Origin of the sequence: Neisseria sp. S1, from assembly GCF_048060015.1 — a bacterium.
GTDB classification, from domain to species: domain Bacteria; phylum Pseudomonadota; class Gammaproteobacteria; order Burkholderiales; family Neisseriaceae; genus Neisseria; species Neisseria arctica.
In genome coordinates this window covers 40,852-66,586 of sequence record NZ_JBLUPI010000002.1, presented here as the reverse complement: position 1 = coordinate 66,586, position 25,735 = coordinate 40,852, and the positions used below count along the sequence as shown (strand labels likewise).

The 25,735-nt window shown below is 47.7% G+C and carries 23 protein-coding genes and 2 tRNA genes; 18 read left to right on the top strand and 7 right to left on the bottom strand.

Annotated elements, in window-relative coordinates; all coding sequences use genetic code 11:
* The first annotated feature begins 50 nt into the window (after positions 1-50).
* Entirely contained in the window at positions 51-590 is a 540-nt protein-coding gene (locus ACEPPX_RS01975) for a hypothetical protein (RefSeq protein ID WP_416622739.1), read from the top strand.
* A 387-nt stretch (positions 591-977) separates the two neighbouring features.
* Here the strand turns inward: ACEPPX_RS01975 and tgt are convergent, their stop codons facing one another.
* Entirely contained in the window at positions 978-2,090 is a 1,113-nt protein-coding gene (tgt, locus tag ACEPPX_RS01970) for a tRNA guanosine(34) transglycosylase Tgt (protein ID WP_416622738.1), read from the bottom strand.
* 178 nt (positions 2,091-2,268) lie between these two features.
* Here tgt and ACEPPX_RS01965 point away from each other — a divergent pair.
* The 12 genes from ACEPPX_RS01965 (at position 2,269) to ACEPPX_RS01910 (ending at position 12,307) form a co-directional block, all read left to right on the top strand.
* A tRNA-Val gene (locus tag ACEPPX_RS01965) sits at positions 2,269-2,345 on the top strand.
* Positions 2,346-2,456: 111 nt separating this feature from the next.
* The gene (thrS, locus tag ACEPPX_RS01960; RefSeq protein WP_416622737.1) at positions 2,457-4,364 is read left to right on the top strand and encodes a threonine--tRNA ligase; all 1,908 of its coding nucleotides are present in this window, start codon (positions 2,457-2,459) and stop codon (positions 4,362-4,364) included.
* Between the two features lie 24 nt (positions 4,365-4,388).
* Positions 4,389-4,910, top strand: a complete 522-nt coding sequence (gene infC / locus ACEPPX_RS01955) for a translation initiation factor IF-3 (protein WP_416622867.1) — start codon at positions 4,389-4,391, stop codon at positions 4,908-4,910.
* A 138-nt stretch (positions 4,911-5,048) separates the two neighbouring features.
* Positions 5,049-5,246, top strand: a complete 198-nt coding sequence (gene rpmI / locus ACEPPX_RS01950) for a 50S ribosomal protein L35 (RefSeq protein ID WP_047760357.1) — start codon at positions 5,049-5,051, stop codon at positions 5,244-5,246.
* Positions 5,247-5,257: 11 nt separating this feature from the next.
* Positions 5,258-5,614 carry a 50S ribosomal protein L20 gene (gene rplT / locus ACEPPX_RS01945; RefSeq protein WP_047760356.1) on the top strand — a complete coding sequence of 119 codons (357 nt, stop codon included), beginning with the start codon at positions 5,258-5,260 and terminating at the stop codon, positions 5,612-5,614.
* Positions 5,615-5,910: 296 nt separating this feature from the next.
* Positions 5,911-6,900: a phenylalanine--tRNA ligase subunit alpha gene (gene pheS / locus ACEPPX_RS01940; RefSeq protein ID WP_416622736.1), complete on the top strand. Its 990-nt coding sequence runs from the start codon at positions 5,911-5,913 to the stop codon at positions 6,898-6,900.
* 83 nt (positions 6,901-6,983) lie between these two features.
* A complete protein-coding gene (gene pheT, locus ACEPPX_RS01935; RefSeq protein WP_416622735.1) occupies positions 6,984-9,347 on the top strand; it encodes a phenylalanine--tRNA ligase subunit beta in 2,364 nt (787 codons plus the stop codon).
* A 98-nt stretch (positions 9,348-9,445) separates the two neighbouring features.
* Positions 9,446-9,751, top strand: a complete 306-nt coding sequence (locus tag ACEPPX_RS01930; RefSeq protein ID WP_047760353.1) for an integration host factor subunit alpha — start codon at positions 9,446-9,448, stop codon at positions 9,749-9,751.
* Entirely contained in the window at positions 9,732-10,058 is a 327-nt protein-coding gene (locus tag ACEPPX_RS01925; protein ID WP_416622734.1) for a hypothetical protein, read from the top strand. The genes ACEPPX_RS01930 and ACEPPX_RS01925 overlap by 20 nt, the downstream gene beginning before the upstream one ends.
* A gap of 35 nt (positions 10,059-10,093) precedes the next feature.
* Positions 10,094-10,170: transfer RNA gene (locus ACEPPX_RS01920), tRNA-Pro, on the top strand.
* A gap of 230 nt (positions 10,171-10,400) precedes the next feature.
* A complete protein-coding gene (gene prfA / locus ACEPPX_RS01915; protein ID WP_416622866.1) occupies positions 10,401-11,477 on the top strand; it encodes a peptide chain release factor 1 in 1,077 nt (358 codons plus the stop codon).
* A gap of 137 nt (positions 11,478-11,614) precedes the next feature.
* Entirely contained in the window at positions 11,615-12,307 is a 693-nt protein-coding gene (locus ACEPPX_RS01910; protein ID WP_416622733.1) for a histidine phosphatase family protein, read from the top strand.
* A 400-nt stretch (positions 12,308-12,707) separates the two neighbouring features.
* On the opposite strand, the gene ACEPPX_RS01905 is transcribed toward ACEPPX_RS01910, so the two are convergent.
* Positions 12,708-13,826 carry an S-(hydroxymethyl)glutathione dehydrogenase/class III alcohol dehydrogenase gene (locus ACEPPX_RS01905; RefSeq protein WP_416622732.1) on the bottom strand — a complete coding sequence of 373 codons (1,119 nt, stop codon included), beginning with the start codon at positions 13,824-13,826 and terminating at the stop codon, positions 12,708-12,710.
* Between the two features lie 525 nt (positions 13,827-14,351).
* On the opposite strand from ACEPPX_RS01905, the gene cydD reads away from it, so the two are divergent.
* From cydD to cydX, 5 genes are all read left to right on the top strand, one after another.
* Positions 14,352-16,076, top strand: coding sequence for a thiol reductant ABC exporter subunit CydD (gene cydD / locus ACEPPX_RS01900; RefSeq protein ID WP_416622731.1), 1,725 nt, complete (start codon positions 14,352-14,354; stop codon positions 16,074-16,076).
* On the top strand, positions 16,066-17,724 hold the full coding sequence (locus ACEPPX_RS01895) for an amino acid ABC transporter ATP-binding/permease protein (protein WP_416622730.1): 1,659 nt from the start codon (positions 16,066-16,068) through the stop codon (positions 17,722-17,724). Before cydD ends, ACEPPX_RS01895 begins: the two co-directional genes overlap by 11 nt.
* A 198-nt stretch (positions 17,725-17,922) precedes the next feature.
* Positions 17,923-19,467: a cytochrome ubiquinol oxidase subunit I gene (locus ACEPPX_RS01890; protein WP_416622729.1), complete on the top strand. Its 1,545-nt coding sequence runs from the start codon at positions 17,923-17,925 to the stop codon at positions 19,465-19,467.
* A 12-nt stretch (positions 19,468-19,479) separates the two neighbouring features.
* Positions 19,480-20,634, top strand: a complete 1,155-nt coding sequence (gene cydB / locus ACEPPX_RS01885; protein ID WP_416622728.1) for a cytochrome d ubiquinol oxidase subunit II — start codon at positions 19,480-19,482, stop codon at positions 20,632-20,634.
* A 70-nt stretch (positions 20,635-20,704) separates the two neighbouring features.
* A complete protein-coding gene (gene cydX, locus ACEPPX_RS01880) occupies positions 20,705-20,833 on the top strand; it encodes a cytochrome bd-I oxidase subunit CydX (protein WP_416622727.1) in 129 nt (42 codons plus the stop codon).
* A gap of 70 nt (positions 20,834-20,903) precedes the next feature.
* Here the strand turns inward: cydX and ACEPPX_RS01875 are convergent, their stop codons facing one another.
* The 5 genes from ACEPPX_RS01875 to ACEPPX_RS01855 form a co-directional block, all read right to left on the bottom strand.
* A complete protein-coding gene (locus ACEPPX_RS01875; RefSeq protein ID WP_416622726.1) occupies positions 20,904-21,464 on the bottom strand; it encodes a ubiquinone biosynthesis accessory factor UbiJ in 561 nt (186 codons plus the stop codon).
* Between the two features lie 48 nt (positions 21,465-21,512).
* Entirely contained in the window at positions 21,513-22,298 is a 786-nt protein-coding gene (locus ACEPPX_RS01870; protein WP_416622725.1) for an SDR family NAD(P)-dependent oxidoreductase, read from the bottom strand.
* Position 22,299: 1 nt separating this feature from the next.
* Positions 22,300-22,896, bottom strand: a complete 597-nt coding sequence (locus ACEPPX_RS01865) for a TIGR00730 family Rossman fold protein (protein WP_416622724.1) — start codon at positions 22,894-22,896, stop codon at positions 22,300-22,302.
* Positions 22,897-22,958: 62 nt separating this feature from the next.
* Complete coding sequence (pheA, locus tag ACEPPX_RS01860; RefSeq protein WP_416622723.1) at positions 22,959-24,041, bottom strand: prephenate dehydratase; 1,083 nt, start codon at positions 24,039-24,041, stop codon at positions 22,959-22,961.
* 258 nt (positions 24,042-24,299) lie between these two features.
* Positions 24,300-25,529: a multidrug effflux MFS transporter gene (locus tag ACEPPX_RS01855; RefSeq protein ID WP_416622722.1), complete on the bottom strand. Its 1,230-nt coding sequence runs from the start codon at positions 25,527-25,529 to the stop codon at positions 24,300-24,302.
* Positions 25,530-25,735: the final 206 nt, after the last annotated feature.

Here is a 25,735-nt window from a genome sequence, read left to right as displayed (position 1 = left end):
GGGCAGAAATGCCCAAAAAATTCAAAATGATAAATGAAACATTCGGTTGTATGAAAAAAGTATCCGTTTTGTGTATATTGGCTGCTCTGTCGGTGGGAACCCTTCAGACAGCGCATGCTGCAAAAATTTATACCTGCGTGATAAACGGCCAGACAGTGTATACATCAAAGGCCGGCCGTAATTGCTCTTCGGCAGATTTGCCGCCGATAGGCCGTTACAGCACCAGTCGTTATGACACGCCATCGGTACGTAGTGCGGAAAGCCAGCAGGCTCAAAAAAATACCAATCAAAATACTGCTAAAGCAAAGCCTGCCGCTGTGCCGGTTAAGCGGACACAAACAGCCTCTCAAGCAGCACCTGTTGTACCTGCTGCTCCTAAAGTATCCTCCACAGGCGGGCGTCGTTCTATTTTGGAGCAAGAGTTGGCTAACGAGCGTCAGGCATTGGCTAACGAACAAAAAGCTTTGGCTGCGGCGCGAACCGCTAAATCAGGCAATCTTGACCAACAGCATATCAGTCGCTTGCAAGGCAGTGTGCTAGACCGCCAGCAAAATATCCAAGCTTTGCAACGGGAATTATCCAGGATATAACCCCTTTTGAGAGATCTGATGTTGACTGAGGATGTGCAGACTATATTTAGCTATATACCGTAAACGGGTTCTCAATAATTTAAGAAACACCGTCTGAATTTTCAGACGGTGTTTCTTAATATACGGATAATATGTATATGCAAAGAATATTTATTGAATATGCAGAATATTCCACAGTAGTAGTCCGGCAGGATATTGGTGCGCTATCTTGAACCTTGCCTGAAATAGTTGTTTTATTCAGTATCTGCTTATCCAGTTTATGGGTACGTTTGGGAAGCTTATATGGTGTGTAATGAACTAATAAGAATGCCCGTTAAATTATAATAATAGGCCGTCTGAAAATTTTCAGACGGCCTTGCAGATAGAAATGGCTATACATAGATACAGTTAGCTGCCGCGTGCCCGATTTTCATGGAATTGTGCTTGGAATTCGGCAAACTTACCTTGTTCGATGGCTTCACGCATTTCAGCCATCAATACTTGGTAATAATGCAGATTGTGGATGGTATTAAGCTGTGCGCCCAAGATCTCTCCCGCACGGTGCAGGTGGTGCAGATAAGCGCGGCTGAAGTTTTGGCAGGCATAGCAGGTACAGCTTTCATCAATAGGCCGGGTATCATGTTTATGTTTGGCATTTTTGATTTTTAAATCGCCAAAACGGGTAAATAACCAACCGTTGCGGGCATTGCGTGTCGGCATCACGCAGTCAAACATATCAACGCCGTGAGCTACGCCGTAAACCAAATCTTCGGGTGTGCCTACACCCATCAGATAATGTGGTTTGTGTGCAGGGAGTATCGGTCCTACCGCTCGCAGCATACGGTACATTTCCGGTTTGGGTTCGCCCACGGAAAGACCACCGATAGCTAAGCCGGGAAAGTCGAATTCTTCTAGGCCGCGCAGCGACTCTTCGCGTAAGTCTTCATACATTGCCCCTTGTACGATGCCAAAAAGAGCGTTGGGATTGTTCAAATCTTCAAAAGCCTTTTTGGATCGTTCTGCCCAACGCAGACTCATTTGCAGCGATTTTTGTGCTTGCGAATGAGAAGCTTCTCCCGGAGTGCATTCGTCTAGCTGCATGACGATATCGGAATTTAATACGGTTTGGATTTTCATTGAAATCTCGGGCGATAGGAACAATTTATCGCCGTTAATCGGGCTTTTGAAGGTGCAGCCTTCTTCGGTCAGCTTACGCATATCCGAAAGCGAGAAAACCTGAAATCCGCCGGAATCCGTAAGGATGGGTTTGTTCCAGCCGATAAAGTCGTGTAAACCGCCGAATTGCTCAATAACTTCCAAGCCTGGCCGCAGCCAAAGATGGTAGGTATTACCTAGAATGATTTGTGCTTTTATATCGTGCAGATGTTGGGGTGTCATGGCTTTTACCGAGCCATAAGTACCTACGGGCATAAAAACGGGAGTTTCAATTTTGCCGTGATTGAGTTCGAGTGTGCCGCGGCGCGCATAGCCATCGGTTTTGTGAAGGGTAAATTTCAACATATATTACAGCAGAGCATACTCTGAAAAGTTATCATAATCGCAATTATAGCGGATTTGCTGTATTTATGCGGTTTTAGACGGCGTATGGCGGCTCATTGCAAAATAGACTGCTTGTCAAGCAAAGCGCGAATCAGCTAAAATAACGCCTTTGCCGTATATCTGTTATGGCTGCTTTAATAGGCATGTAGCTCAGTTGGTTAGAGCACCACCTTGACATGGTGGGGGTCGTTGGTTCGAATCCAATCATGCCTACCATACTGTGTATGCAGCAAAAGCAGTATGCTTTTGTTGCTTTTTTTATGATGTGAAAAAATAGTTATTGCCTGAGATTCAGGTTCTGCGCATTTCGGTTATTGGAGTATTTTAATGTTGAACATTACCTTGCCCGACGGGTCCGTCCGTCAGTTCGAAGCACCGGTGTCGGTTTACGATGTGGCTGCTTCTATCGGTACGGGTTTGGCTAAGGCGGCCTTGGCCGGTAAGGTCAATGGTAAGTTGGTAGATACTTCATATGTGATTTCCGAAGACGCGGCTTTGTCGATTATAACCGGTAAAGATGCAGATGGGTTGGATATTATCCGTCACTCTACTGCACATCTGATGGCGTATGCCGTTAAAGAGCTTTTTCCTGAAGCACAGGTTACTATCGGCCCGACTATCGAAGATGGTTTTTACTACGATTTTGCTTACAAACGCCCGTTTACTCCTGAGGATTTGGCGGCAATTGAAAGTAAAATGAACGAGCTGGCAAGAAAAGATATTCCTGTTGAGAGATACGAACTTAGCAGAGATGATGCTGTTGCTTATTTTAAAAGCATTGGTGAAGATTACAAAGCGGAAATCATTGAGAGCATACCGCAAGACGAAGTATTGTCCTTGTACCGAGAGGGTGAGTTTACAGATCTCTGCCGTGGTCCTCATGTTCCCTCTACCGGTAAGTTGAAAGTATTTAAGTTGATGAAGGTTGCCGGCGCTTATTGGCGCGGCGATAGCAATAATGAAATGCTCCAGCGTATTTATGGTACTGCTTGGGCAAATAAAGAAGATCTCAAAGCTTATCTTACCCGCTTGGAAGAAGCTGAAAAACGAGATCACCGTAAACTTGGTAAGCAGCTTGATTTATTTCATTTGCAAGACGAAGCCCCGGGTATGGTATTTTGGCATCCCCGTGGTTGGGCATTATGGCAAACTATCGAACAGCATATGCGTAAAGAGCTGGATGCAGCCGGTTACCAGGAAGTGAAAACTCCCCAGATTATGGATAAAACCTTTTGGGAAAAATCTGGCCACTGGCAAAACTATAAAGACAATATGTTTACAACCCAATCGGAAAAGCGCGAATATGCGGTTAAGCCGATGAACTGTCCCGGTCATGTGCAGATTTTCAACCACGGTTTGCGTTCATATCGTGACCTGCCTATGCGTTTGGCAGAGTTTGGTTCTTGCCATCGAAACGAGCCTTCGGGTGCCTTGCACGGCTTGATGCGTGTGCGTGGCTTTGTGCAGGATGATGCGCATATTTTCTGTACTGAGGCGCAGATTACTCAGGAGGCACAGGCATTTAACCGTTTGGTAATGAAAATTTACAAGCAATTTGGCTTTGAACAGGTTGATGTCAAGTTGTCTTTGCGACCTGAGCAGCGTGCTGGTTCCGATGAGATTTGGGATAAAGCGGAGCAAGGTTTGCGTGATGCGCTGACTGCCTGCGGTATCGAGTGGGAAGAGTTGCCCGGGGAGGGAGCTTTCTATGGACCTAAAGTAGAATATCATATTAAAGATGCAATCGGCCGCTCATGGCAATGCGGCACGATTCAGCTTGATTTTGTGTTGCCGGAGCGTTTGAATGCCGAATACGTGACCGAAGATAATGGTCGTGCACGTCCGGTGATGCTGCATCGTGCCATTTGTGGTTCACTCGAGCGTTTTATCGGTATTTTGATTGAGAACTATGCAGGCTCTTTCCCGCTGTGGCTGGCGCCGGTGCAGATGGTGGTAATGAATATTACCGAGAAGCAGGCCGATTATTGCCGTAGTGTGGTAGAAAAGCTGCGCGCAGAAGGTTTTCGTGTTGAATTAGACTTGCGTAACGAAAAGATCGGTTACAAAATCCGAGATAATAGCCAATACCGTTACCCCTATCAAATTGTGGTGGGGGAGAGTGAAAAAGAAAACAACCAAGTTGCCGTGCGCCGTAAAGCGGAAGATTTAGGCGCAATGGGTGTGGATGATTTTATTGCCCACCTTAAGCAGGAAATTGCTTTGGCATTGGTTTAAGATTAATCCAACAGAAGGAGTTTTATCATCGCACAAGAACGCGAAGCACGTATTAACGGCGAAATTACTGCCAAAGAAGTGCGTTTAATCAGTGGCTCAGGCGAACAGCTTGGTGTTGTAAGTGTCAAAGAAGCTTTAGCTATGGCTGAAGAACAGGATGTGGATTTGGTGGAAATTTCTCCTACCGCCAAACCACCTGTCTGCAAGCTGATGGATTTTGGTAAATATAAGTACGAACAAGCCAAGAAGCGTGATGAGGCCAAGAAAAAGCAAAAGTTGGTACAAGTGAAGGAAATTAAATTCCGTCCTGGTACTGATGAAGGTGATTATCAAATCAAGATGCGTAATATTGTCCGTTTCTTAAACGACGGAGATAAGGTAAAAGTTACTTTGCGTTTCCGTGGTCGAGAAATGGCGCACCAGCAGTTGGGCGCTCAGCTTTTGGAGCGTGTAAAAGAAGAATTGGCTGAAATTGGCACGGTCGAGCAATTTCCTAAGATGGAAGGCCGCCAAATGGTTATGATGATTGCGCCAAAGAAAAAATAAAACTATAATTATCGGCTCCCCCGATTGCCGTGCGGGTGGGCTGTGTTAAAGCGGCAAAAAAAACCGTGGTGTTCGGGTTCAAGTGTTTGTTTACAAACCCCCTTATACCTTATCTAATAAATGATATGGAGTATTCCCATGCCAAAAATGAAAACCAAGTCGAGCGCGAAAAAACGCTTTAAAGTACTGGGTAACGGTGGTGTGAAACGCGCTCATGCGTTCAAGCGTCATATTTTGACCAAAAAAACCACTAAAAATAAACGCCAATTACGCGGCACCTCTATGGTGAACGAGCGCGATATGGCTTCAGTTTCTAAAATGTTACCCTACGCTTAAGGAGTTAAACTATGCCACGCGTAAAACGCGGTGTAACCGCTCGTGCCCGTCATAAAAAAGTATTAGCGTTAGCCAAAGGCTATCGTGGTCGTCGTAAAAACGTCTACCGTGTAGCCAAACAGGCGGTGATGAAAGCAGGACAATATGCTTACCGTGACCGTCGTCAACGTAAACGCCAATTCCGTCAATTATGGATCGTGCGTATCAATGCAGGTGCTCGTGAAAACGGTCTGTCTTATAGCAAATTCATGAACGGTCTGAAAAAAGCTGCAATTGAAATTGACCGTAAAGTATTGGCAGATTTGGCAGTATTTGATAAAGCTGCTTTTGCACAGCTGGTTGAAAAAGCAAAAGCTGCTTTGGCTTAAATAATACTTATTTTGTATTTAAAGGAAACTGCAAGTCGGTTTCCTTTTTTGCGTTGGCCGATATTATAAATGTGAGCGCTGTGGATTTTTTCTCATTTCTCTTTGAATCCCTGTTTTTTTAGGTGTTGTTGCGTTAAAATACATTACTTTAAAAAAATGAAGCGGAAGCCAACTGTGCGGCTGTCTGAATCGGTTTCAGACGGCCTTCGTTATTTTATTGGTATATCGAAGGCTGTTTTATAATGAATCGAATTTACCGCTCCCTTCTTTCACAGGCAATTTAAAGCAAAACTATCATGGAAAATGTAAACCGTATTGTTGCAGAGGGTATTGCCGCTATAGATGCTGCAAGTGATTTCAGTGCTTTGGAGCAGGTTAAAGCCCGTTATTTGGGTAAAACCGGTGAGCTAACTGGTTTGCTGAAAACTTTGGGGCAAATGTCTCCGGAGGAACGTAAAACAGTAGGGGCTCATATCAATGAATGTAAAAACCGTTTTCAGGAAGCATTTAATGCAAAGCGCGATGTCCTGAATGAGGCTAAATTACAAGCCCAATTGGCTGCGGAAGCTTTAGATGTAACTTTACCTGGCCGCGGTCAGCCTTCAGGGGGAATGCATCCTGTAACGCTAACTTTGCAGAGGGTGGTAACACTTTTTCATGGCATGGGTTTTGATGTAGCGGACGGCCCTGAAATTGAAGATGATTTCCATAATTTCCAAGCTTTGAATATTCCTGAAAATCATCCCGCACGTGCTATGCAAGATACTTTTTATGTGGAAAATGGCGATGTATTGCGTACGCACACATCACCTATCCAAATCCGCTATATGCTGGATAAGAAAAATCCGCCTATTCGAATTATCGCTCCCGGCCGCGTGTATCGTGTAGATTCCGATGCTACCCATTCGCCGATGTTTCATCAGGCTGAAGGGTTATGGGTGGAAGAGGGTGTAACCATGGCTGATTTGAAAGCAGTATTTACCGACTTTATCCGTCGTTTTTTCGAACGTGATGATTTACAAGTGCGTTTCCGCCCATCGTTTTTCCCATTTACCGAACCTTCTGCTGAAATTGATATTATGGGTGACAACGGCAAATGGCTGGAAGTTGGGGGGTGCGGTATGGTGCATCCGAATGTGTTGAAAAACGTTAACATTGACCCGGAAAAATATACAGGCTTTGCCTTTGGTATCGGTCTTGACCGCTTTGCTATGCTGCGCTACGGAGTGAATGATTTGCGGTTATTCTTTGATAATGATTTAAATTTCTTAAGGCAGTTTAAATAAGCGTCTGATTTAAAAAATAGTGTTAGAGAAATATTTTTTAGGCGGTTTCAGACGGCCTGAATTAACCTGAATAAGAGAATATTATGCAATTTTCTTACAACTGGCTGAAAACCCAAGCCAATCCCAATCTTTCTGCCGATGAATTGTCACATTTGTTGACAATGGCAGGTTTAGAAGTCGAAGAAGTCAATCCGGCTGCTCCTGAATTTAGCGGCGTGGTGGTTGCTGAGGTGAAATCGGTAGAAAAACACCCGGATGCGGATCGTTTAAATATTACCCGAGTAGACGCAGGTACGGGTGATCTTATTCAAATTGTATGCGGTGCACCGAATGTAAAACCGGGCATTAAAGTACCTTGTGCTTTGCCAGGCGCCGTATTGCCGGGAAATTTTAAAATCAAGCCTACCAAAATGCGAGGGCAGGTTTCAAACGGCATGTTGTGCTCCACCGATGAATTAGGTCTTCCTGATGACGCTGTGGATGGTTTACATATTTTGCCCGAAGATGCGCCTGTCGGCTGTAATTTACGTGATTACTTGGATCTGGATGATGCGGTGATGACTTTGAAAATCACTCCGAATCGCGCCGATTGTTTGAGTATTAAAGGGTTGGCGCGCGAAGTGGCAGCATTGTCCCAATGTGAGAAAAAATATCCCGAGATTACAAAAGCTACGGCTACTTCTGCGCGAAAACAGCCTGTTCGAATAGACACTCCTGAAGATTGCGGTAGGTTTTTGAGCCGAGTGATTGAAAATGTCAATGCACAGGTTCCTACACCGGATTGGATGAAGCAGCGCTTGGCCCGTAGCGGTATTCGCAGTATTTCCGCATTAGTCGACATCGGCAATTACGTGATGATGGAGCTTGGCCAACCTATGCACGTTTTTGATGCCGATAAATTGACAGGGAGTATTATCGTACGCCGTGCAAAAAACGGTGAAACTTTGGCCTGTTTAAATGAAAAAGAAATAACACTGGCTGAAAACACTTTGGTAATTGCAGATGAGCAAGGTGTCTTAAGCTTGGCAGGGCTGATGGGGGGGGAACCCAGTGCTGTATCCGATAAAACCTGTAATATCGTTTTGGAAGCGGCTTGGTTTGCTCCCGAGATAATTGCCGGTAAATCGCGCCAGTATGGTTTTGGTTCTGACTCTTCTTTCCGTTTTGAACGGGGCGTTGATACAGCATTGCAGGTTGATGCTATAGAGCGGGCGACCGAGTTGGTATTGGCTATTTGCGGTGGTGCAGCCGGGGAAGTGGTAGAAGCCGTCGGTAATCTTCCGAATGCCCGCCGTGTAAACTTGCGGATGGCCAGAATCGAACAGGTATTGGGAGTCAAGCTTGAAGCGTCAGCGGTAGAAGCCATTTTACGTAATTTAGGTTTGAATCCTATAGCGGTTTCGGAAGGCTTTGAAGTATCTTCGCCTAGCTTCCGCTTCGATATTGAGATTGAAGCAGATTTGATTGAGGAAGTGGGGCGTGTATATGGCTATGAGAATATTCCTGATGATTACACCTCAGGCCGTCTGAAAATGTTGGCACTGCCCGAAACTAAGCAGCCTCGTTTTGCTATTTACAACCGCCTTGCAGAAAGAGGTTATCAGGAAGTAGTCAGTTACGCATTTGTAGACGAACAATGGGAAAAAGATTTCGGCGGCAATCACGATCCTATCCGTTTGCAAAATCCTCTGGCAGCTCAGTATGCCGTTATGCGTTCTACATTGATTGGTGGTTTGGTCGAAATTTTGCAGAATAATCTTAACCGTAAGCAAAATCGTGTACGCATATTTGAAATTGCCCGTGTGTTTACCAAAGCATCGGATGGTAGTTTTGTTCAGAAAGAGCGTATCGGCGGTTTAATTTACGGTTCGGTTTTGCCGGAGCAGTGGGGCGAGAAAACGCGAGCAGCAGATTTTTACGATATCAAAGCCGATGTAGAAACTCTGTTGGCAGGAAAGCAAGTCCGTTTTGTAAAAGCCGAACATCCGGCACTTCATCCGGGCCGTACCGCAGAAATCGTACTGGATGGCAAAACAATAGGTTTTATTGGCGAGCTTCATCCTCAATGGTTACAAAAGTACGATTTACCGCAAGCACCTTTAGTGTTTGAAATCGACATGACTACCGTTTTGGCTCAAGAAAAAGTAGCGTACCGTCCTGTGTCAAAATTCCAAGCTGTTCGCCGTGATCTGGCCTTTGTTATACCCGAAGATATGAAACATGATGAATTAATTGCTGCTTTCGATACTGTAGGCAGTAATTTGATTCAGGAAATCAGTGTTTTTGACGTTTATCGGGGTGCAGGGTTACGGGAAGGAATGAAAAGTATGGCGGTAAAAGTTTTGCTTCAGGATATGGAGGCTACATTGACTGATGAAGTCATTGAACCCCTGATGCAGAAATTGATTCAAGCAGCCGCATGTGCGGGTGCGCAGCTGAGATCATAAACGTAAAAATAGTTGGAAATTTCAATATAAACTTGAATTTAAGCTGGAAATTAGTGATAATCAGCCCCTTGCAAAAAATATAAGAAGGTAATTAAAACATGACTTTAACAAAAGCAGAATTGGCCGACATTTTGGTGGAAAAAGTAAGCAGTGTTACCAAGAATGATGCCAAAGAAATTGTTGAATTGTTTTTTGAAGAGATTCGCACCACTTTAGAACGCGGAGAAGAAATCAAAATTTCAGGTTTTGGTAACTTCCAATTGCGTGACAAGCCTCAACGCCCGGGCCGTAACCCGAAAACCGGTGAAGAAGTACCTATTTCAGCCCGCCGTGTGGTAACATTCCACGCAAGCCAAAAATTAAAAGGCATGGTAGAGCATTATTATGACAAACAACGCAGCTGATCTGCCGGTTATTCCGGCCAAACGTTATTTCAGTTTGGATGAATTGTGCGAGCTGGCCCAAATCAGCCCTGCCCAGTTTGCCGCTTGGCAACATAACCACGGGGTGGTAGTGGGTTATGGCGGCAAGCACTACACACGTAGCGATGTAGTGAAGGTGCGCCATTTAAAAGATACGTTTGCCCCTTTTGTTGATGAATTCAACCGTAATGCGTTGGATGCCTCTGGTAATCCGGCCATTAAAGCAGAAGAAATGCGTATTGAATTGGAAAGAATGTTGGCAGAGATTGAAAAAACACTTGCCAATTAAAATTTCCGGTTTTATAATCTTTGTCTTCTTTGAGTCGGAGTGTGGCGCAGTCTGGTAGCGCACTTGCATGGGGTGCAAGGGGTCGAAGGTTCGAATCCTTTCACTCCGACCAAAAAATTCAAAAACCAGCTTCGGAAACGGGCTGGTTTTTTATTTAATTGCCAAACATGGGAAAACAGCTGTTTGTGGATTCAAAATCGGCTGATAGGTTGTGTTTGGCTTTTTGCCGAGCTTCGGTAATATCGGATATTAAGGTAGTTTTTGCCTGATATTTTGAAAAAAGATTTCAGGCCGTCTGAATTTTTCAGACGGCCTTTCTTGGATTGTCGGAATAAAAATATGATGAAGCCGTCTATTTTAGAGAAGTTGCAACAATTAGCCGAGCGCTTGGAAGAGGTAACGCATCTGCTGGGTTCGCCCGAGGCAACCGAGGATATGGATAATTACCGCAAGCTGACCCGCGAGCATGCTGAAATTACGCCCGTAGTGGAAGTATTTCAAAAATACCGTCAAGCACAAAGTGATTTGGCCGATGCGGAGGAAATGCTTACCGATCCGGAAATGAAAGACTTTGCCGCAGAAGAAATCGAAGCGGCGAAAGCAACGATTGATACATTGGAAATTGAGCTGCAAAAACTGCTTCTGCCCAAAGATGCAGATGATGATAAAAATATTTTTATCGAGGTGCGTGCCGGTACGGGCGGTGACGAGGCGGCTTTATTTGCAGGAGATTTGTTGCGGATGTATAGCCGGTATGCCGAGCGTAACCGTTGGCAGATCGAACTGATTTCTGCCAATGAAAGCGATTTGGGTGGGTATAAAGAGGTGATTGTGCGTATTATCGGCCTGGGTGCGTACAGTAAACTTAAATTCGAGTCGGGAGGGCACCGTGTTCAGCGTGTTCCTGCTACCGAAAGCCAAGGCCGTATCCATACTTCCGCTTGTACTGTGGCGGTGATGCCTGAGGCGGATGAGCTGGAGGATATCGAATTGAATCCAGCCGATTTGCGTATCGATACTTTCCGCGCCTCAGGTGCCGGCGGCCAACATATCAATAAAACCGATTCTGCGGTGCGGATTACCCACTTGCCTACGGGTATGGTGGTGGAGTGCCAAGACGGGCGTTCGCAACACGCTAATAAAGCACAAGCGCTGAAGGTGTTGGCAGCGCGTTTGAATGATGTTCAAAAACGAGAAGCCCAGGCTAAAGAGGCTGCCGAACGCAAGAGCCTGATCGGTAGCGGTGACCGCAGTGAGCGCATCCGCACTTATAATTACCCGCAAGGGCGCGTAACCGACCACCGTATCAATCTGACCTTGCATAAGCTGGACTTTATTATGGACGGTGATTTGGAAGAGTTGACGGGCGCATTAATTGCCGAGCATCAGGCTGAATTGCTGGCAAATATGGCCGATTAAGGCGGTTAGGCAAATACGATGGTTAGTTACACTAGCCGAATCATGCGTTTAGTTTTGCCGTTGTGGTATTGAAAACAATATTACTAAAACCTTCTGAAAAACAGGCCGTCTGAAATAATAAATCAAGAGGATACACAATGGGTTTGCAGCTTTATTTGGTTCGTCATGGACGCACGGAATACAATGAGGCAGGGCGTTTGCAGGGTTGGCGTGATGCCCCGTTAACGGCGCAAGGTCGTGCAGTAGCCGAGCAATTGGGAAGGGCGTTAGGTGCTGCCGGTATCGTCTTTGATGCGGCATTTGCCAGTACCAGCCCGCGTGCCGAAACAACTGCCCGGCTGATTCTTGAAAACAAAGGCCAAGCAGATTTGACGTTGCATCAAATCGCCGATCTGCGCGAGTATTCTTTCGGTAGTTTCGAGGGCGAACTGATTGCCGATGTGTACCGCAAAGTGGCGCAAAACAGTGGTTCGCCTGATGTGGAAACTTGGTTGGAAGGCTACCGCAGGGCGGAGCATAATCTGTTGATTGAAAGTGTCTGTCGTATGGATGCGGAGGGTAAAGCGGAAACAGAGGCTGCGTTTACCCGCCGTTTGCGACAAGGTATGGAGGAGTTGGTTGCTAAATCGCCCGAGCAGGGAAAGGTTTTGCTGGTTTCCCACGGGATGGCGATTACGGCACTTTTGAAAATGATTGATCCGGCCAGCACGCCTTATCAAAGCGTACCTAATGCTTCGGTGTCCCGTTTGGATTATGAAAACGGCGTATGGCGTATTCTTAGTGTGGACGATACGTCGTTTGTCGGTAACGCCGTACCAGAAACGTTGTAAACCGAGCCGGTAAGTATTTTGCAAATGAAATAACAAAGCCGTCTGAAAATTTCAGACGGCTTGATTTTTTGGAAAACATTTAACTTGATAGATCTTGCTGTTATCAGTGTGCAGTAAGCAATGTTTTTTCTTGTGGAGTTAAGAAGGCGGTCATAATCCGCTGCCATTTTTCAGTATGGTTTTATTGCATATGTGGTTGGTTTTAGGCAGTTCGGCAGTTGGACGGAACCGAAGGCTGGGCATAGTGTTTTGTTTGTGAAACGGTTGTGCCGATTTGCTTTGGATGAAAACAGGCTTGCTTTTCTGTGGATGGTGATGAGAAACCAATGGAGGATTAGAATATTAATTAAGGCCGTCTGAACAAAGTATGGATAAGTATTTGTTCAGACGGCTTGTTACTTTAATAGTGGATCACGGTGCGGATAGATTTGCCTTCATGCATTAAATCGAATGCACGGTTGATATCTTCCAACGGCATGGTATGGGTGATGAAATCGGAAAGGGCAAAATCACCGCGCATATATTGGCTGATGATGCCGGGTAACTCACTACGGCCTTTTACGCCGCCAAAGGCCGATCCCCGCCATACGCGACCGGTAACCAATTGAAACGGACGGGTGCGTATTTCTGCACCTGCAGGGGCAACACCGATGATAATACTTTCTCCCCAGCCCTTGTGACAGCATTCAAGTGCCGCGCGCATGACGTCCACGTTGCCGATACATTCGAATGAAAAATCGACACCTCCATCAGTCATTTCAATGATTACTTCCTGAATCGGCTTATCGAAATCATTGGGGTTGATACACTCAGTAGCCCCTAATTTTTCTGCCAAAGGGAATTTGGAAGGATTGGTGTCGATACCGATAATGCGGGCAGCACTGCTCATACGAGCACCGATAACGGCAGCCAGTCCGATCCCGCCCAAGCCAAAGATAGCAACGGTTTCACCGCGTTTTACTTTTGCAGTATTCATCACTGCGCCCATGCCCGTAGTCACACCGCAACCTAGCAGGCAAACTTCTTCCAGCGGGGCTTCTTTTTGGATTTTCGCCAGCGAAACATCTGCAACTACGATGTATTCGGAAAAAGTAGAACAGCCCATGTAATGGTAAATCGGCTGGCCGTTTTTAAAAAAACGCACCGTGCCGTCGGGCATCAGCCCTTTGCCTTGAGTGGCGCGTACGGCCGAACATAAATTGGTTTTGCCCGATGTACAGAATTTGCATTTGCCGCATTCGGCGGTATAGAGCGGGATGACATGATCGCCCACTTGAAAATCGGTAACACCCTCGCCTACTGCTTCCACTATACCCGCACCTTCATGCCCCAACACGCAGGGGAAAACGCCTTCACTGTCTTGGCCGCTGAGCGTATAGGCATCGGTATGGCAAACACCTGTGGCTACAATCCGAACCAGCACCTCATGTGCTTGCGGCGGCATTAAATCAAGTTCCTCAATTGTAAGCGGTTGGTTGGAGGCCCAAGCAACGGCGGCGCGTGTTTTAATGAATTCCATATTTTTCTCCTATAGGGGCGGAATCGGTAGGTTTATGAGACATTCGGGGCGGAATTTTATCCGTAAAAACCGATGGGTTTGATTGTACGGAAGTTGCCGTTACTCGAGTGTGGCAGAGCCAGTATAGGCAGAGCGGGAATGCTTGGCAAGGAAGGTGGTAGAGAGTGCGGAAGTGAAGTTTTGTCAGATTGGCGTATGCCCAAAAAAGATACCGTGTTTTATTTTAATATTTTGATAGTTATATGATTTATTTTGGTTTGGTAAGTATTTTACTATTATCGTAGCAAGGGCGATGTCAGGCATAAGTCCGTCTGAAAAATAAGTGAATTGATAGGGCGATATTTTGCCGTAAACGGATGCGCAGTTATTTTTAATTCTTGTAAACATTGGCAAGGCATGGCCTTTTTGATAAAGGCCGCTGCTATAATCGGCCGCGATATTTATCTGGTTTTCAGACGGCCTTTATATAGGCGTGTTGTCAATTTTTTATTTTATTAATATTGCATCAATTCACAGTATTCCGCTATGCGTCGAGCACATTCTTCTGCCCTTGCTTCTCTTATCGGCCCTTACCGCCGCCGTTTTTGGGCGGCATTGTTGCCGGCATTGTTGTCGGTAGGGCTGTTGGTGATGCAAAGTGCATTATTGGCGGATTTGTTTGCTGCTTGGCTAGACAGTACCGCAAACGGGGAGACTCTGCAAATTACCCGGCTGTATGAATTATTACCGTGGATTATCGGCTGCCTGTTGTTGCGGCCTTTTTTATTGCTTGTAAAAGAGCGGATCTTGCAAAACCTGAGTTTGGAAATCCGGCATAGTTTGCGCCGGCGGTTGTTAGCCGCATTGGCGAAATTGGGGCCGGAGCGCAGCCGTTTCGGTAGTGACGGGGCGTTGAGTATGCAGATTTTGGAGCAGACGGATGCTTTAGACGGCTACATCAGCCGCTTTTATGTGCAACGTACGGTAGCGGTGGCGACACCTTTGGTGATTGCGGCGGCAGTATTGGCACACAGTAAATTAGCTGCCGTATTGATGCTGGCTACCGCACCGTTGGTACCTTTGTTTATGGTTTTGGTAGGCAGTGCAGCCGCTGATAAAAGCCGTCGCCAGCTTGATACTTTGGCGCAGTTGGGCGGACGTTTTCTCGATTTGGCACGCGGTATGGCCACGCTGAAAAGGCTCGGTGCGGTACCGAAGGCGCAAGCTCAGGTTTCGGCCTCGGCCAAGGCATATCAAGAACGCACGATGGGTGTGTTGGCTTTGGCTTTTCTTTCGGGGGCGGTATTGGAGCTGTTCGCTTCTCTGGCGATTGCTCTGGTTGCGGTGTATTTGGGTTTGGGGTTGATAGGGATATTGCCGTGGGCACAGGGTGAGGTACCCGTACCCTATCAAAGCGCGTTATTTATTTTATTGTTGGCACCGGAATTTTATACCCCTCTGCGGCAGCTTGGTAACGACTATCATGCAAAAGCACAGGCTTCGGCAGCGGCAGAAGCGTTGCAGCCGTTGTTGGAGGCGGCTGAAACCCAACTCAGGCCGTCTGAAAACGCAAGTTCACCTATTACTCCTCCGTTGCCGCCTCTGCTTTTGAAGGATGCACCGGCTTTGAAGTTGGAAAAACTGAGGATATACGGCAAAGACAACCGCATCCGTCTGGTTGAAACCGATATGGCGGTAGAAGCAGGAGTGCGTATCGGAATCTGCGGCAGGAGCGGTGTCGGGAAATCCAGCTTATTACAGACTTTGCTTGGTTTCGGTGATTACGAAGGGCGTATTTTGATTAACGGTGAAGACATTGCGGCTTACGACAAAAGCAGTTTGCAACGGTATACCGCTTACCTTGCCCAAAATGCTACGTTGCTGCCGGGCAGTATTGCCGATAATTTGAAACTCGCAGATGCCGACGCTGATTATAAAAAAATGCGGCAGGTGTTGGAGGCGGTGGATTTATGGCATTTGGTAGAGCGTTTGCCGCAAGGTTTGGATACTGTGTTGGGGGAACGCGGAAAAGGCCTTTCGGGCGGGCAGCAGCAAAGGCTTTCACTGGCACAAATGCTGTTGAGGGATGCTTCCTTGTGGCTGCTTGACGAGCCGGCCGCCCATTTGGACGATGAAACTGCTGCCGAACTCTATCAGGTTTTGGAACGCATCAGCCGCGGTAAAACCGTTTTATTGGTCAGTCATGATTTGGCGGCGGTTCCTTGGTTGGATAGGGTGGTGGTGTTGGAAGGAGGCAGCCGTGGCGGATAAGCAGGATTTGCGTTTGCGGGATTTGCTCGGCGGCAGAAAAGGTATGTGGGCGTTTTCTTGGGCATTAGGCGCGCTTACTTTATTGGCTGCGGTAGCATTGCTGGCAATATCGGGCTGGTTTATCAGTGCGGCGGCAGTGGCAGGTATTACGGCTTTGGCAAGTGCTTATACATTCGATTATTTTCGTCCTGCTGCCGTTATCCGTACGTTGGCGATTGCCCGTACGGCAGGGCGTTACGGTGAACATTTGGCCTCTCATCAGGCAGTGCTGTCGTTGCTGCACGATTTGCGCTGCCGTTTCTTTGCCCGCTTGGGCGGGGTACCGAACGCCAAGATGAATATGGCTTCAGACGGCATGATGCACCGGCTCACCGGTGATATCGATTTGCTTGATCAACTGCCCTTACGTTTTTTTATGCCATGGTTATGGGCATTGCTACTTCAGGCTGTCTTTGCCGTTTGGCTGCGGCTTGCCGTTCCTGATCTGCCCGCTTACGTACTGCTGCCTTTGCCGCTGGCAGGGATAGTTTTGCCTGTATTCGCCGCCTGCCGCGGAATCTCATTGGCGAAAGCAGATGCCGAAGCTTCGGAAATACGCCGCCGCCGATTATTACAACCTTTGAGTGTGATGACGGCGTTATTGCTATGGCGGCGTTGGCATGACTGTGAAAAAGTATTTTTGGAGGCTGATCGGCAATACGGGTATTTGCAGCTGAGGCAGCAGCATTTGGCCAGCCTGTATGCTTGGATGCAGCAGACGGCCTTAGCGGCTTTGCTGGGCTTGGTTTTGTGGCAGGCGCAACCTTTGTTGTCAGACGGTACATTGGGCGTACCACTTTTGTTGGCGGTGGTGTTGGCTGTATTCGGTTTGAATGAAGTGTTGTTGCCGCTGGTGTCGCAATTTATGGCACTCGGATTCAGTATGGCTGCCCGCGACCGTTTGAACGAATTGGGGCGGGTTACAGATTCTTCCAGTCGTCCAGTGCCGGCAATAACCGTTTGGCCGAAAGATATATGGGAGTTGCGAGCGGAAAACGTGAGTGCACGCCAGAACGGTGCCTTGAACGGCCCGGACGATGTGTCGTTTGTTTTGCCCAAAGGCGGGGGACTGTGGGTATCGGGGCGTTCAGGTGCGGGCAAATCGACTTTATTAGATGTTTTGGCGGGTGAGTTGCTGCCTATGCAAGGCCGTCTGAAATTAAACGGGCAGGATTTTGCATCGTTTCAAGCAGATGATGCGATAGGCTATTTGGCGCAGCAAGTGGATATTTTTGACCTGACTTTGGCAGAAAATCTGCGCTTAGGCAACGAACATGCCGATGATGAGGCCTTGTGGCAGGTGCTAGAAAAAGTACAGTTGGCAGAATGGGTAAGGACTCAGCCCCAAGGTTTGGCTACCCGTTTGGGCGAGTACGGTACGGAGGTGTCGGGCGGGCAGGCGCGGCGGATTGCATTGGCTCGGATTTTGTTAAAACCGCGTGCCTTATTAATTTTAGACGAACCTTTTGCCGGATTAGATACGGAAACGCGTGAGAAGCTGGCAGTCGTTTTATTACAAGAACAATCCGAAGGTGTGCTGGTGGTGGCCAGTCATCAGAACATATTAGCGAACGCACGGGTACAAAGATTGGTATTGAAGTCGGATTAAAAATATTTAATCGGCACGATTATTGACAAGCACGGTTTATCGGCGTTTAATTGTATTAAACAAAATTTATTTTGTATTAATACAATTTTAAACTAGAAGGCCGTCTGAAAAATTTATACGGATAAAACCTGCTGCGGAAATGTTTGACCGGGCAGACGGATATTTTTTATAAGCCTTTGTACGCAAGGAGCGTTTATTATGGACTTGGTGGAATTATCACGGCTTCAGTTTGCCGTTACGGCCTTGTACCACTTTTTGTTTGTACCGCTGACTCTGGGTTTGTCGTGGATACTTGTGATTATGGAATCCGTGTATGTGATGACGGGTAAACAGATCTACCGTGATATGACCAAATTTTGGGGCAAACTTTTCGGTATTAACTTTGCTTTGGGGGTTACCACCGGTATCACCATGGAGTTTCAATTCGGCACCAACTGGTCGTATTACTCGCATTATGTGGGGGATATTTTCGGTGCGCCGTTGGCTATCGAAGGTTTGATGGCCTTTTTCTTGGAAGCCACACTGGTGGGATTGTTTTTCTTCGGATGGGAAAGAATGTCGCGCCGACAGCATCTGCTGGTTACCATCTTTATGGCTTTGGGTACCAATCTTTCCGCCTTGTGGATTTTGGTTGCCAACGGCTGGATGCAGAATCCTGTCGGAGCAGTGTTTAATTTTGAAACCATGCGCATGGAAATGACCAGCTTTGCCGAAGTGTTTTTTAATCCCGAAGCGCAAAACAAATTCGTACACACCGTGTCGGCGGGTTATGTGGCCGGGTCGATGTTTGTGTTGTCGATATCATCATGGTATCTGCTGCGCAAACAGGACGTGGAGTTTGCCAAGAGAAGCTTCCGTATTGCCGCAGCATTTGGTATGGCTTCGGTTTTATCCGTGATTGTATTGGGTGACGAATCGGGTTACAGCATCGGTAAGGCGCAGAAAACCAAAATGGCGGCTATCGAGGCGATGTGGGAAACCGAGCCGCCGCCGGCATCTTTCAGCCTTTTTGCTATTCCCAATGAGCGTGAGATGAAAAATGATTACGCCCTCCATATTCCTTATGTGATGGGTATTATCGGCACGCGTTCCCTGAATACCCCGATTCCCGGTATCAAAGATATCATTGCTGAAAATGCCTTGCGTATAGAATCCGGCCGCCATGCGGTTACCGCATTGGAACGTTTGCGTAAAGACCATACCGATACCGAGGCGCAGGAGGTTTTCCGTCGGCATCAGGAAGATTTGGGCTTCGGATTGTTGTTGAAACAATATACCGATAACGTTGCCCAGGCAGGTTCGGAGATAGTGGCACAGGCAGCACGCGATTCCGTACCCAAAGTATGGCCGATGTTTTGGGCATTCCGGATTATGGTGGCTTGCGGCTTTGCGATGTTGTTGGTATTCGGTTTGAGCTTTTGGAGCTCGGTAAAAGGTACTTTCGGTCAAAAACCGTGGCTTTTGAAAATGGTGTTTTGGTCGCTGCCGCTGCCGTGGCTGGCAATAGAATCGGGTTGGTTTGTAGCGGAATACGGCCGCCAGCCGTGGACGATTTACGGTGTGTTGCCTACCCACCTTTCTGCTTCTTCATTGTCGGTAGGCTCTTTGATGGGCTCGCTGGGCGGTTTTGTGGCTTTTTATACCGTATTGCTGATTGTCGAAGTGTATTTGATGCAGAAATATATCCGCATTGGCCCGGGGTCGTTGGGAACAGGGCGTTATGACAATGAACAAGCACACTGAGGAATCAAAAATATGGATATCGTAAATTTTTTCGACTATGCCACATTGAAATTTATTTGGTGGCTGTTTATCGGCTTTTTGCTTATCGGCTTTGCGGTTATGGACGGCCATGATATGGGAATTGGCGCTTTGCTGCCTTTTGTGGCCAAAACTGATGAAGAAAGGCGTATCGTCATCAACAGTATCGGTGTGCATTGGGAAGGTAACCAAACTTGGTTGATTACGGGTGCTGGCGCTATTTTCGCTGCTTGGCCGATGGTTTACGCTACTGCGTTTTCCGGTTTTTATTGGGCGATGTTGGCGGTGCTTTGGGCAATGTTTTTCCGCCCGGTCGGCTTTAAATACCGCAGTATGATTCAAAACGATACTTGGCGGCGGACATGGGATTGGTGTTTGTTTGTCGGTTCGTTCTTCCCGGCTTTGTTGTTCGGTGTGGCTTTAGGCAATGTGATTCAGGGCGTGCCTTTCCATTTCGATGATACTATGCGCTCTTTTTATACCGGCTCTTTTTGGGCGTTGCTCAATCCGTTTGCTTTATTATGCGGTGTGGTTTCCGTAGCCATGTTGGTTTTTCACGGCGGCGTATATCTGATGCACCGAACGGAGGGCACGGTTTATGCGCGTACCCGTAAAACCCTGTTGGGCAGCGCGCTGCTTACTTTGGTTTTGTTCGGAGCGTTGGGTTTTTGGGTGGCAAACGGTATAGACGGTTATGTTGTGGCTGCCGGATTGCAACCTGACGGCTTGGCTAATCCGTTAAATAAAGAAGTTGCACGCCAAGCCGGTGCATGGATGCAGAATTACCAACGTTGGCCGCTCACCATGGCGATTCCGGTTTCTGCTTATATCGGTATCGTTGCGGCTTTATTACTGGCACGCTCGGGTAAAACGTTGGCTGCATTCACATGTTCGGCAATCGGGATTTCCGCGATTGTCGCTACTTTCGGCGTATCGTTGTTCCCCTTTGTATTGCCCAGCAGCAGTGATTTGCGTTCCGGCCTGACTGTTTGGGACGCTACGTCCAGCCATTTGACCTTGGTGATTATGTTTTTTGTTACCGTCATACTTTTGCCGTTGGTAATGGCCTATACTTCTTGGGCATTCCGCATTATGCGAGGCAAGGTGACCGCTGAATACGTGCGTGAAAACAATCATAGCGCTTATTGAATAATCAAAATTTCAGACGGCTTGTTTGCTTTTAGAAAAGGCCGTCTGAAAACGGAAAGGAATTTTTAAAATGTGGTATTTCGCATGGATTTTGGGTTTGGGCTTTGCCGTTTTACTGGCAGTTATGATTGCTATGTGGGGCGAGTTTGAGCGGGATAGGGTAGAGAGTTTGAATAAAGCAGATCGGTATAATCCGTAAAGAAGGCCGTTAAAGTGAAAAGGATAAATTAAAAATGCCGTCTGAAAGTTTCAGACGGCATTTTTTACGGTTATTTGGATCGGCTGAGTTTGTCCAGGCGGGCGTTGAGGCGTGCGATATCGTCGCGCAGGCGGTCCACTTCGGCTGTCCACGCATCAAATTCTTCGCGGGTGATGACGGCCGAATCGGGCTCACGGGCATAATCGCTTATTTGCGCCATTAGGTTTTGGCCGATTTGCTTGAGTGTATGACCGAGTTGTGCGGCGCGTGTGGCAATGCTGCCCGCCAACGCGTCGCCAAACAAACGGGAAAGATCGTCGTTGGCGTAGTAGCGCAAGCTGCCGAAAAGAGGTAGCAGGGCCATACCCATGGCCGTATCTCCTTCTAAAGCGATGTCGCCCACGCCGGGCACTTGTCCTTGAAGGGCTTTTTGCAGCGCACTGTTGTGGAAAATCAGCACGGTATCTGCGGCGTGTTCGGTGTTTTCCAAATAGCCTTCGGCATTAATACGGCCTTTTATCGACAAACCGGCGGCTTGAATGCAGACGGTGATACCGTTGTAGCCGCCAAGTGTGGCGCGTGTTTCCGGATTTTGTCGGATCAGATGGTTAAGTGCGGATAGGGCAAGCATGGTTTTCTTTCGGGTAGGTTGTCTGTACGTATGCTTCAGACGGCCTGATTATTCGGTCAATATATGGGCAAAGTCGTTGTATAGCGTGCCGACAATTTTGCCTTGTGCCAAGTCATCCATATCAAATATAGGTTCGGGGAGTCCGAGTTTGGCGGCTTCGGCTCGGTAAAATTGATATTTCGGCAGGTATTCGGGCTCGACAAGATTGCGGATGCGTTTGCCCTGCGGATTGCAGGCGGCATAAAAGAGAGCAGAGACGGCGCGGTCTTGGTGCAGCATATTGACGGGTGCGTATGCGCCGCTGATGTTATTGCGCTTTAGCAGGCTGTTGAGCGGATGGCGGGTGGCGGAATAGAGGCCGCCCAAGCGTAGGATATCGATATTCGGAACGGCGCTATCCAGTAATTGTTGCTCAAAGGTACAGATGTTGCGCGCACTTTCGGTTTGGGGATCGGGTACGGTATCTTCGTCGCATTCACGTGGACTATTGCCGTATACGCTGATGCTGCTGCCGTAGATGATGTGCTGTATACCGTATGTTTGGGCAAGCTTGAGCCATTGTTCCAAAATGCTGTTATAGCGGTTGCCGAAAGGAGAGGGGGGAAGCAGGCAGAACCATACGGGTTTGTCTGCCCAGTATTGTTGCCAGAAAGGGGCGTTTAGGCTTTCGGCTTCGTTTAAATTGGCGCAACTGAGCTGTATGGGAAGGTTGATTTCATCTGATGTGAGGCGGTGTTTCAGGGCGGCGATACGGCTGCCGTGTTGGTCTAATTTTTCTGCCAACGGGCGGCCGAGATAACCCAGCCCTAAAATTGCGCTGTCGGGTGCGTACATTTCAGACGGCCTCTTGGTCGAGCCAGGCGGGGCGGCTCCATTTTTTAGTTTCTACAAAACGGTATGCGGCCATTTTTTCCAGCAGCTTGTCCGGAGTATCTGCGCAGCACAGTAAGTTGAGGTTGGTTTCAGGCATGAATCCGGCTTGTGCGGTTTGTTCCAGCATGGTTAGTAGGGGATTGAAAAAGCCGTTGGTATTGAGCACGCCTACCGGTTTGTGGTGTAGGCCGAGTTGTGCTTGTGATAAAACTTCAAACAGTTCTTCGTAAGTACCCAATCCGCCCGGCAAGGCGACAAAACCGCTGCCGAGCTCAATCATTTTGTTTTTACGGCTGGTCATATCAGGGGTTTCGATCAAACGGCTCAGGCCGAGATGGGCAACTTCTTTTTCGCGCAAGAAAGTAGGAATTACGCCCACGGCTTCGCCGCCTGCTGCCAATACGGCATCGGCTACGGTGCCCATCAGGCCGACTTTGCCGCCGCCGTAAACCAAAGTGCTGCCGCGTTGGGCGATGGCGGTTCCCATGGCTTGTGCGGCACGGTGGTAATCAGGGATACTGCCGTAGTTCGAGCCGCAGTAAACAACTATGGATTGCATTTATGCTCTCTAAAAAATTTATTGGTAATGTTTAAGCCGAATGGCCCGGCAATAGTTGTGGCTTATAAAACTGCCAGCGGATAAGAGCCGATAATTTTGACAAATGATGCGCGCTCTTCCAAGCCGCTCAGGGCGGTGGTAACTTTTTCATCATTACGGTGCCCCTCTATATCGATGAAAAACAGGTAATCCCATAGCCCCGATCTGCTGGGGCGGCTTTCGAATTTGGTCATGGAAATACCTTGTTCGGTAAAGGGTTTGAGCAGGGCGTTCATAGCACCGGCACGGTTGGGGGTGGAGATGACCAACGACGTTTTATCACGGCCGCTGGGAACGGTATCTTGATGGCCGAGAACGAGAAAACGGGTGGTATTATTCGGTTCGTCTTCGATGCTGCTGGCGGCTTTGGTCAATTGGTACAACTCGGCAGCAGTTTGGCCGGCAATAGCGGCAACGCCGGGATTATCGCTTTCGGAAGCCATACGGGCGGCTTCGGCGTTGCTGGATACGGAAATACGGACGGCGTCAGGCAGATTGCGGCTGAGCCATTCATGGCATTGCGCCAGAGCTTGCGCGTGCGCATAGACATGGGTAATACCGTTTAGGCTGCCGTTGTTTTTACGCAGCAAATGATGATGTATGCGTAAAACAACTTCACCGCAGGCTTTTAGCGGTGATACGGATAATAAATCCAAAGTGCGGCCGACGGAACCTTCGGTAGAGTTTTCTACCGGAGCGACCACATAATCAGCCCGACGGGATTCGGCCATACGGAATGCCTCGTCTATTGTGGCGCATGATTGGGTATGGGCGGCATGGCCGAAATGTTTGATGGCTGCTTGTTGGGTAAATGTGCCGGCAGGGCCGAGATAAGCAATGGTAAGCGGACGCTCTACCGCCAAACACTCGCTCATGATTTCGCGGAATAAACGTGCCACGGCCTCATCGGGAAGAGGGCCGCGGTTGAGATTTTGAATGCGGCGCAATACTTCCGCTTCGCGCTCGGGACGGTATACCACACCCGTACCTTTGAGTTCGCCGATAGCGCGGGCATGACCTGCACGATCGTTGAGCAAACGTAAAATAGCGGCGTCTATTTCGTCAATGGCCTTGCGGTGCGGAAGCAGTTTGTCGTCGGCAGACATGGTATTCCTTTATAGAGATTCGGTTGTGTGCGCTTGAAGGATTGGGCTTGTAAGCGGCAAAATAGAAAACAGCCCATGTGTTTTTGCTGTCCGATATCGGCATATCCAGTGCGTTAACTTTTTATTTTCGTATATAACGCCCGCTTATTTTAACATTAAAGAAAGGCCGTCTGAAAATATAACTTTCAGGCGGCCTTTCGGGTAAAAGTATGGCATCTAACCGATACGCAGTATCAAAAATAAATCTATCTTGCGGGCTTAAGCAAGCGATCGGTTGCCAAATAAAACTTTGCCGGAAAACAGCCACAGTAAAACCATACCGCATATGGTAGAGAGCAGCATCATACCGGCCATGGTCAGCGGCGTACCATTGTGCATCCAGGTAGTCAGTATACCGACGGCTGCCGCAATCAACGATTGGCAGACGCCCAATACGGCATTGGCACTGCCGCCTTCTTCTTTGAAATAGCTCATAAAGCAGGCCTGGGTATTGGCATTAATCAAGCCTTGCGTACCGACAGATAACATAATACAACCTACCAAAAATGCCATATGCGGTTGTTTTGTCAATAAAACGGCGGAAAGCATCAGCAGATTGGCCAAAAATTGAATGGCGATACCCCATTTCAAAATATTTTGAGCATGACTGCCTGTTTTCAAACGCCAAGCCGTAATGCGGTTAAATGCGGCCATGGTAATGATGTTCATACCAAAAAACCAAGCATATTGGTGGGCGGAAATGCCGTAAAGCTTCATATAAACGAATGAAGATTCGGTGAGAAAGACAAACATCGAGGAAAAACTGAATGCTTGGAAAAATAGAAAACCCAAAGCAGAACGTGTACGTAAGACATGCAGATACCGCCTGATCACGGTTTGGAAGACCGAGCGGCCAATGGGTTCGGTTTGTGCCGGCTTGGCTAAAAAACGAAACAGCAATCCCCATACCGCACAAGCGTACACGGAGAGAAAAATAAAAATAGCCCGCCAGCCGCCCAAGCTTTTTAATAGTGCTCCGAGCATAGGGGCTGCCAGCGGGGCGACCATCATGATAATGCCGATAAGTGCAAACATCTGTGCTGCTTGGCGTCCTTCGTAGTAATCCCGTACGATTGCGCCTACTACCACAACCGCCATACCGGCACCGAAGGCTTGAACCATACGTAGAAAAAAGAGCTCTCCTGCGGTTTGTATGAAAACCAAGCCGACAGCGCCTGCCAAATATATTGCTAAGCCCGATAAGGCTACAATACGGCGGCCTTTTAAGTCGGACAAAGAGCCGCCGATAAGCTGCCCTGCAGCCACACCAAACATAAAAGAGCTGAGGCTTTGTTCGATACGGTGGATATCTGCGCCCAGTTGTGCTGCCATGGTGGGAATAGCAGGAAGATAGGCATCTACCGAGAAAGGCATAATGGCGACCAGAAGGGCAAGCAGCAGAGCCATTTGTTTGTCGGTAAGGGTAGGGGTGGAAACCGTATTTGTCATGATGGATAATATAGTAATGAAAGCGTTAAGCCGCCCAAAGGCGGCTTGTGTCAGATAAGTGGTTTTGATTCTACGCCTTTTTCAGACGGCCTAAAAGTCTCTTTTGGATGAAAAAGGTTAAATAAATCAAAAAAATGAAATAGATTTTGGCGGGGGTAGCTATTGTGGGTTACTACTCCTCTGGTGCAACATATTGATATGTGCTG

What these genes read in the sequence shown, in the direction of transcription:
- ACEPPX_RS01930 (WP_047760353.1), top strand. Translation starts at nt 9,446, where the DNA reads ATGACTTTAACAAAAGCAGAATTGGCCGACATTTTGGTGGAAAAAGTA.
- ACEPPX_RS01870 (WP_416622725.1), bottom strand. Translation starts at nt 22,298, where the DNA reads ATGTACGCACCCGACAGCGCAATTTTAGGGCTGGGTTATCTCGGCCGC.
- ACEPPX_RS01875 (WP_416622726.1), bottom strand. Translation starts at nt 21,464, where the DNA reads ATGCTTGCCCTATCCGCACTTAACCATCTGATCCGACAAAATCCGGAA.
- ACEPPX_RS01890 (WP_416622729.1), top strand. Translation starts at nt 17,923, where the DNA reads ATGGACTTGGTGGAATTATCACGGCTTCAGTTTGCCGTTACGGCCTTG.
- pheT (WP_416622735.1), top strand. Translation starts at nt 6,984, where the DNA reads ATGCAATTTTCTTACAACTGGCTGAAAACCCAAGCCAATCCCAATCTT.
- ACEPPX_RS01975 (WP_416622739.1), top strand. Translation starts at nt 51, where the DNA reads ATGAAAAAAGTATCCGTTTTGTGTATATTGGCTGCTCTGTCGGTGGGA.
- cydX (WP_416622727.1), top strand. Translation starts at nt 20,705, where the DNA reads ATGTGGTATTTCGCATGGATTTTGGGTTTGGGCTTTGCCGTTTTACTG.
- pheA (WP_416622723.1), bottom strand. Translation starts at nt 24,041, where the DNA reads ATGTCTGCCGACGACAAACTGCTTCCGCACCGCAAGGCCATTGACGAA.
- cydD (WP_416622731.1), top strand. Translation starts at nt 14,352, where the DNA reads ATGCGTCGAGCACATTCTTCTGCCCTTGCTTCTCTTATCGGCCCTTAC.
- rpmI (WP_047760357.1), top strand. Translation starts at nt 5,049, where the DNA reads ATGCCAAAAATGAAAACCAAGTCGAGCGCGAAAAAACGCTTTAAAGTA.
- rplT (WP_047760356.1), top strand. Translation starts at nt 5,258, where the DNA reads ATGCCACGCGTAAAACGCGGTGTAACCGCTCGTGCCCGTCATAAAAAA.
- ACEPPX_RS01925 (WP_416622734.1), top strand. Translation starts at nt 9,732, where the DNA reads ATGACAAACAACGCAGCTGATCTGCCGGTTATTCCGGCCAAACGTTAT.
- cydB (WP_416622728.1), top strand. Translation starts at nt 19,480, where the DNA reads ATGGATATCGTAAATTTTTTCGACTATGCCACATTGAAATTTATTTGG.
- pheS (WP_416622736.1), top strand. Translation starts at nt 5,911, where the DNA reads ATGGAAAATGTAAACCGTATTGTTGCAGAGGGTATTGCCGCTATAGAT.
- ACEPPX_RS01865 (WP_416622724.1), bottom strand. Translation starts at nt 22,896, where the DNA reads ATGCAATCCATAGTTGTTTACTGCGGCTCGAACTACGGCAGTATCCCT.
- tgt (WP_416622738.1), bottom strand. Translation starts at nt 2,090, where the DNA reads ATGTTGAAATTTACCCTTCACAAAACCGATGGCTATGCGCGCCGCGGC.
- ACEPPX_RS01910 (WP_416622733.1), top strand. Translation starts at nt 11,615, where the DNA reads ATGGGTTTGCAGCTTTATTTGGTTCGTCATGGACGCACGGAATACAAT.
- prfA (WP_416622866.1), top strand. Translation starts at nt 10,401, where the DNA reads ATGAAGCCGTCTATTTTAGAGAAGTTGCAACAATTAGCCGAGCGCTTG.
- ACEPPX_RS01905 (WP_416622732.1), bottom strand. Translation starts at nt 13,826, where the DNA reads ATGGAATTCATTAAAACACGCGCCGCCGTTGCTTGGGCCTCCAACCAA.
- thrS (WP_416622737.1), top strand. Translation starts at nt 2,457, where the DNA reads ATGTTGAACATTACCTTGCCCGACGGGTCCGTCCGTCAGTTCGAAGCA.
- ACEPPX_RS01855 (WP_416622722.1), bottom strand. Translation starts at nt 25,529, where the DNA reads ATGACAAATACGGTTTCCACCCCTACCCTTACCGACAAACAAATGGCT.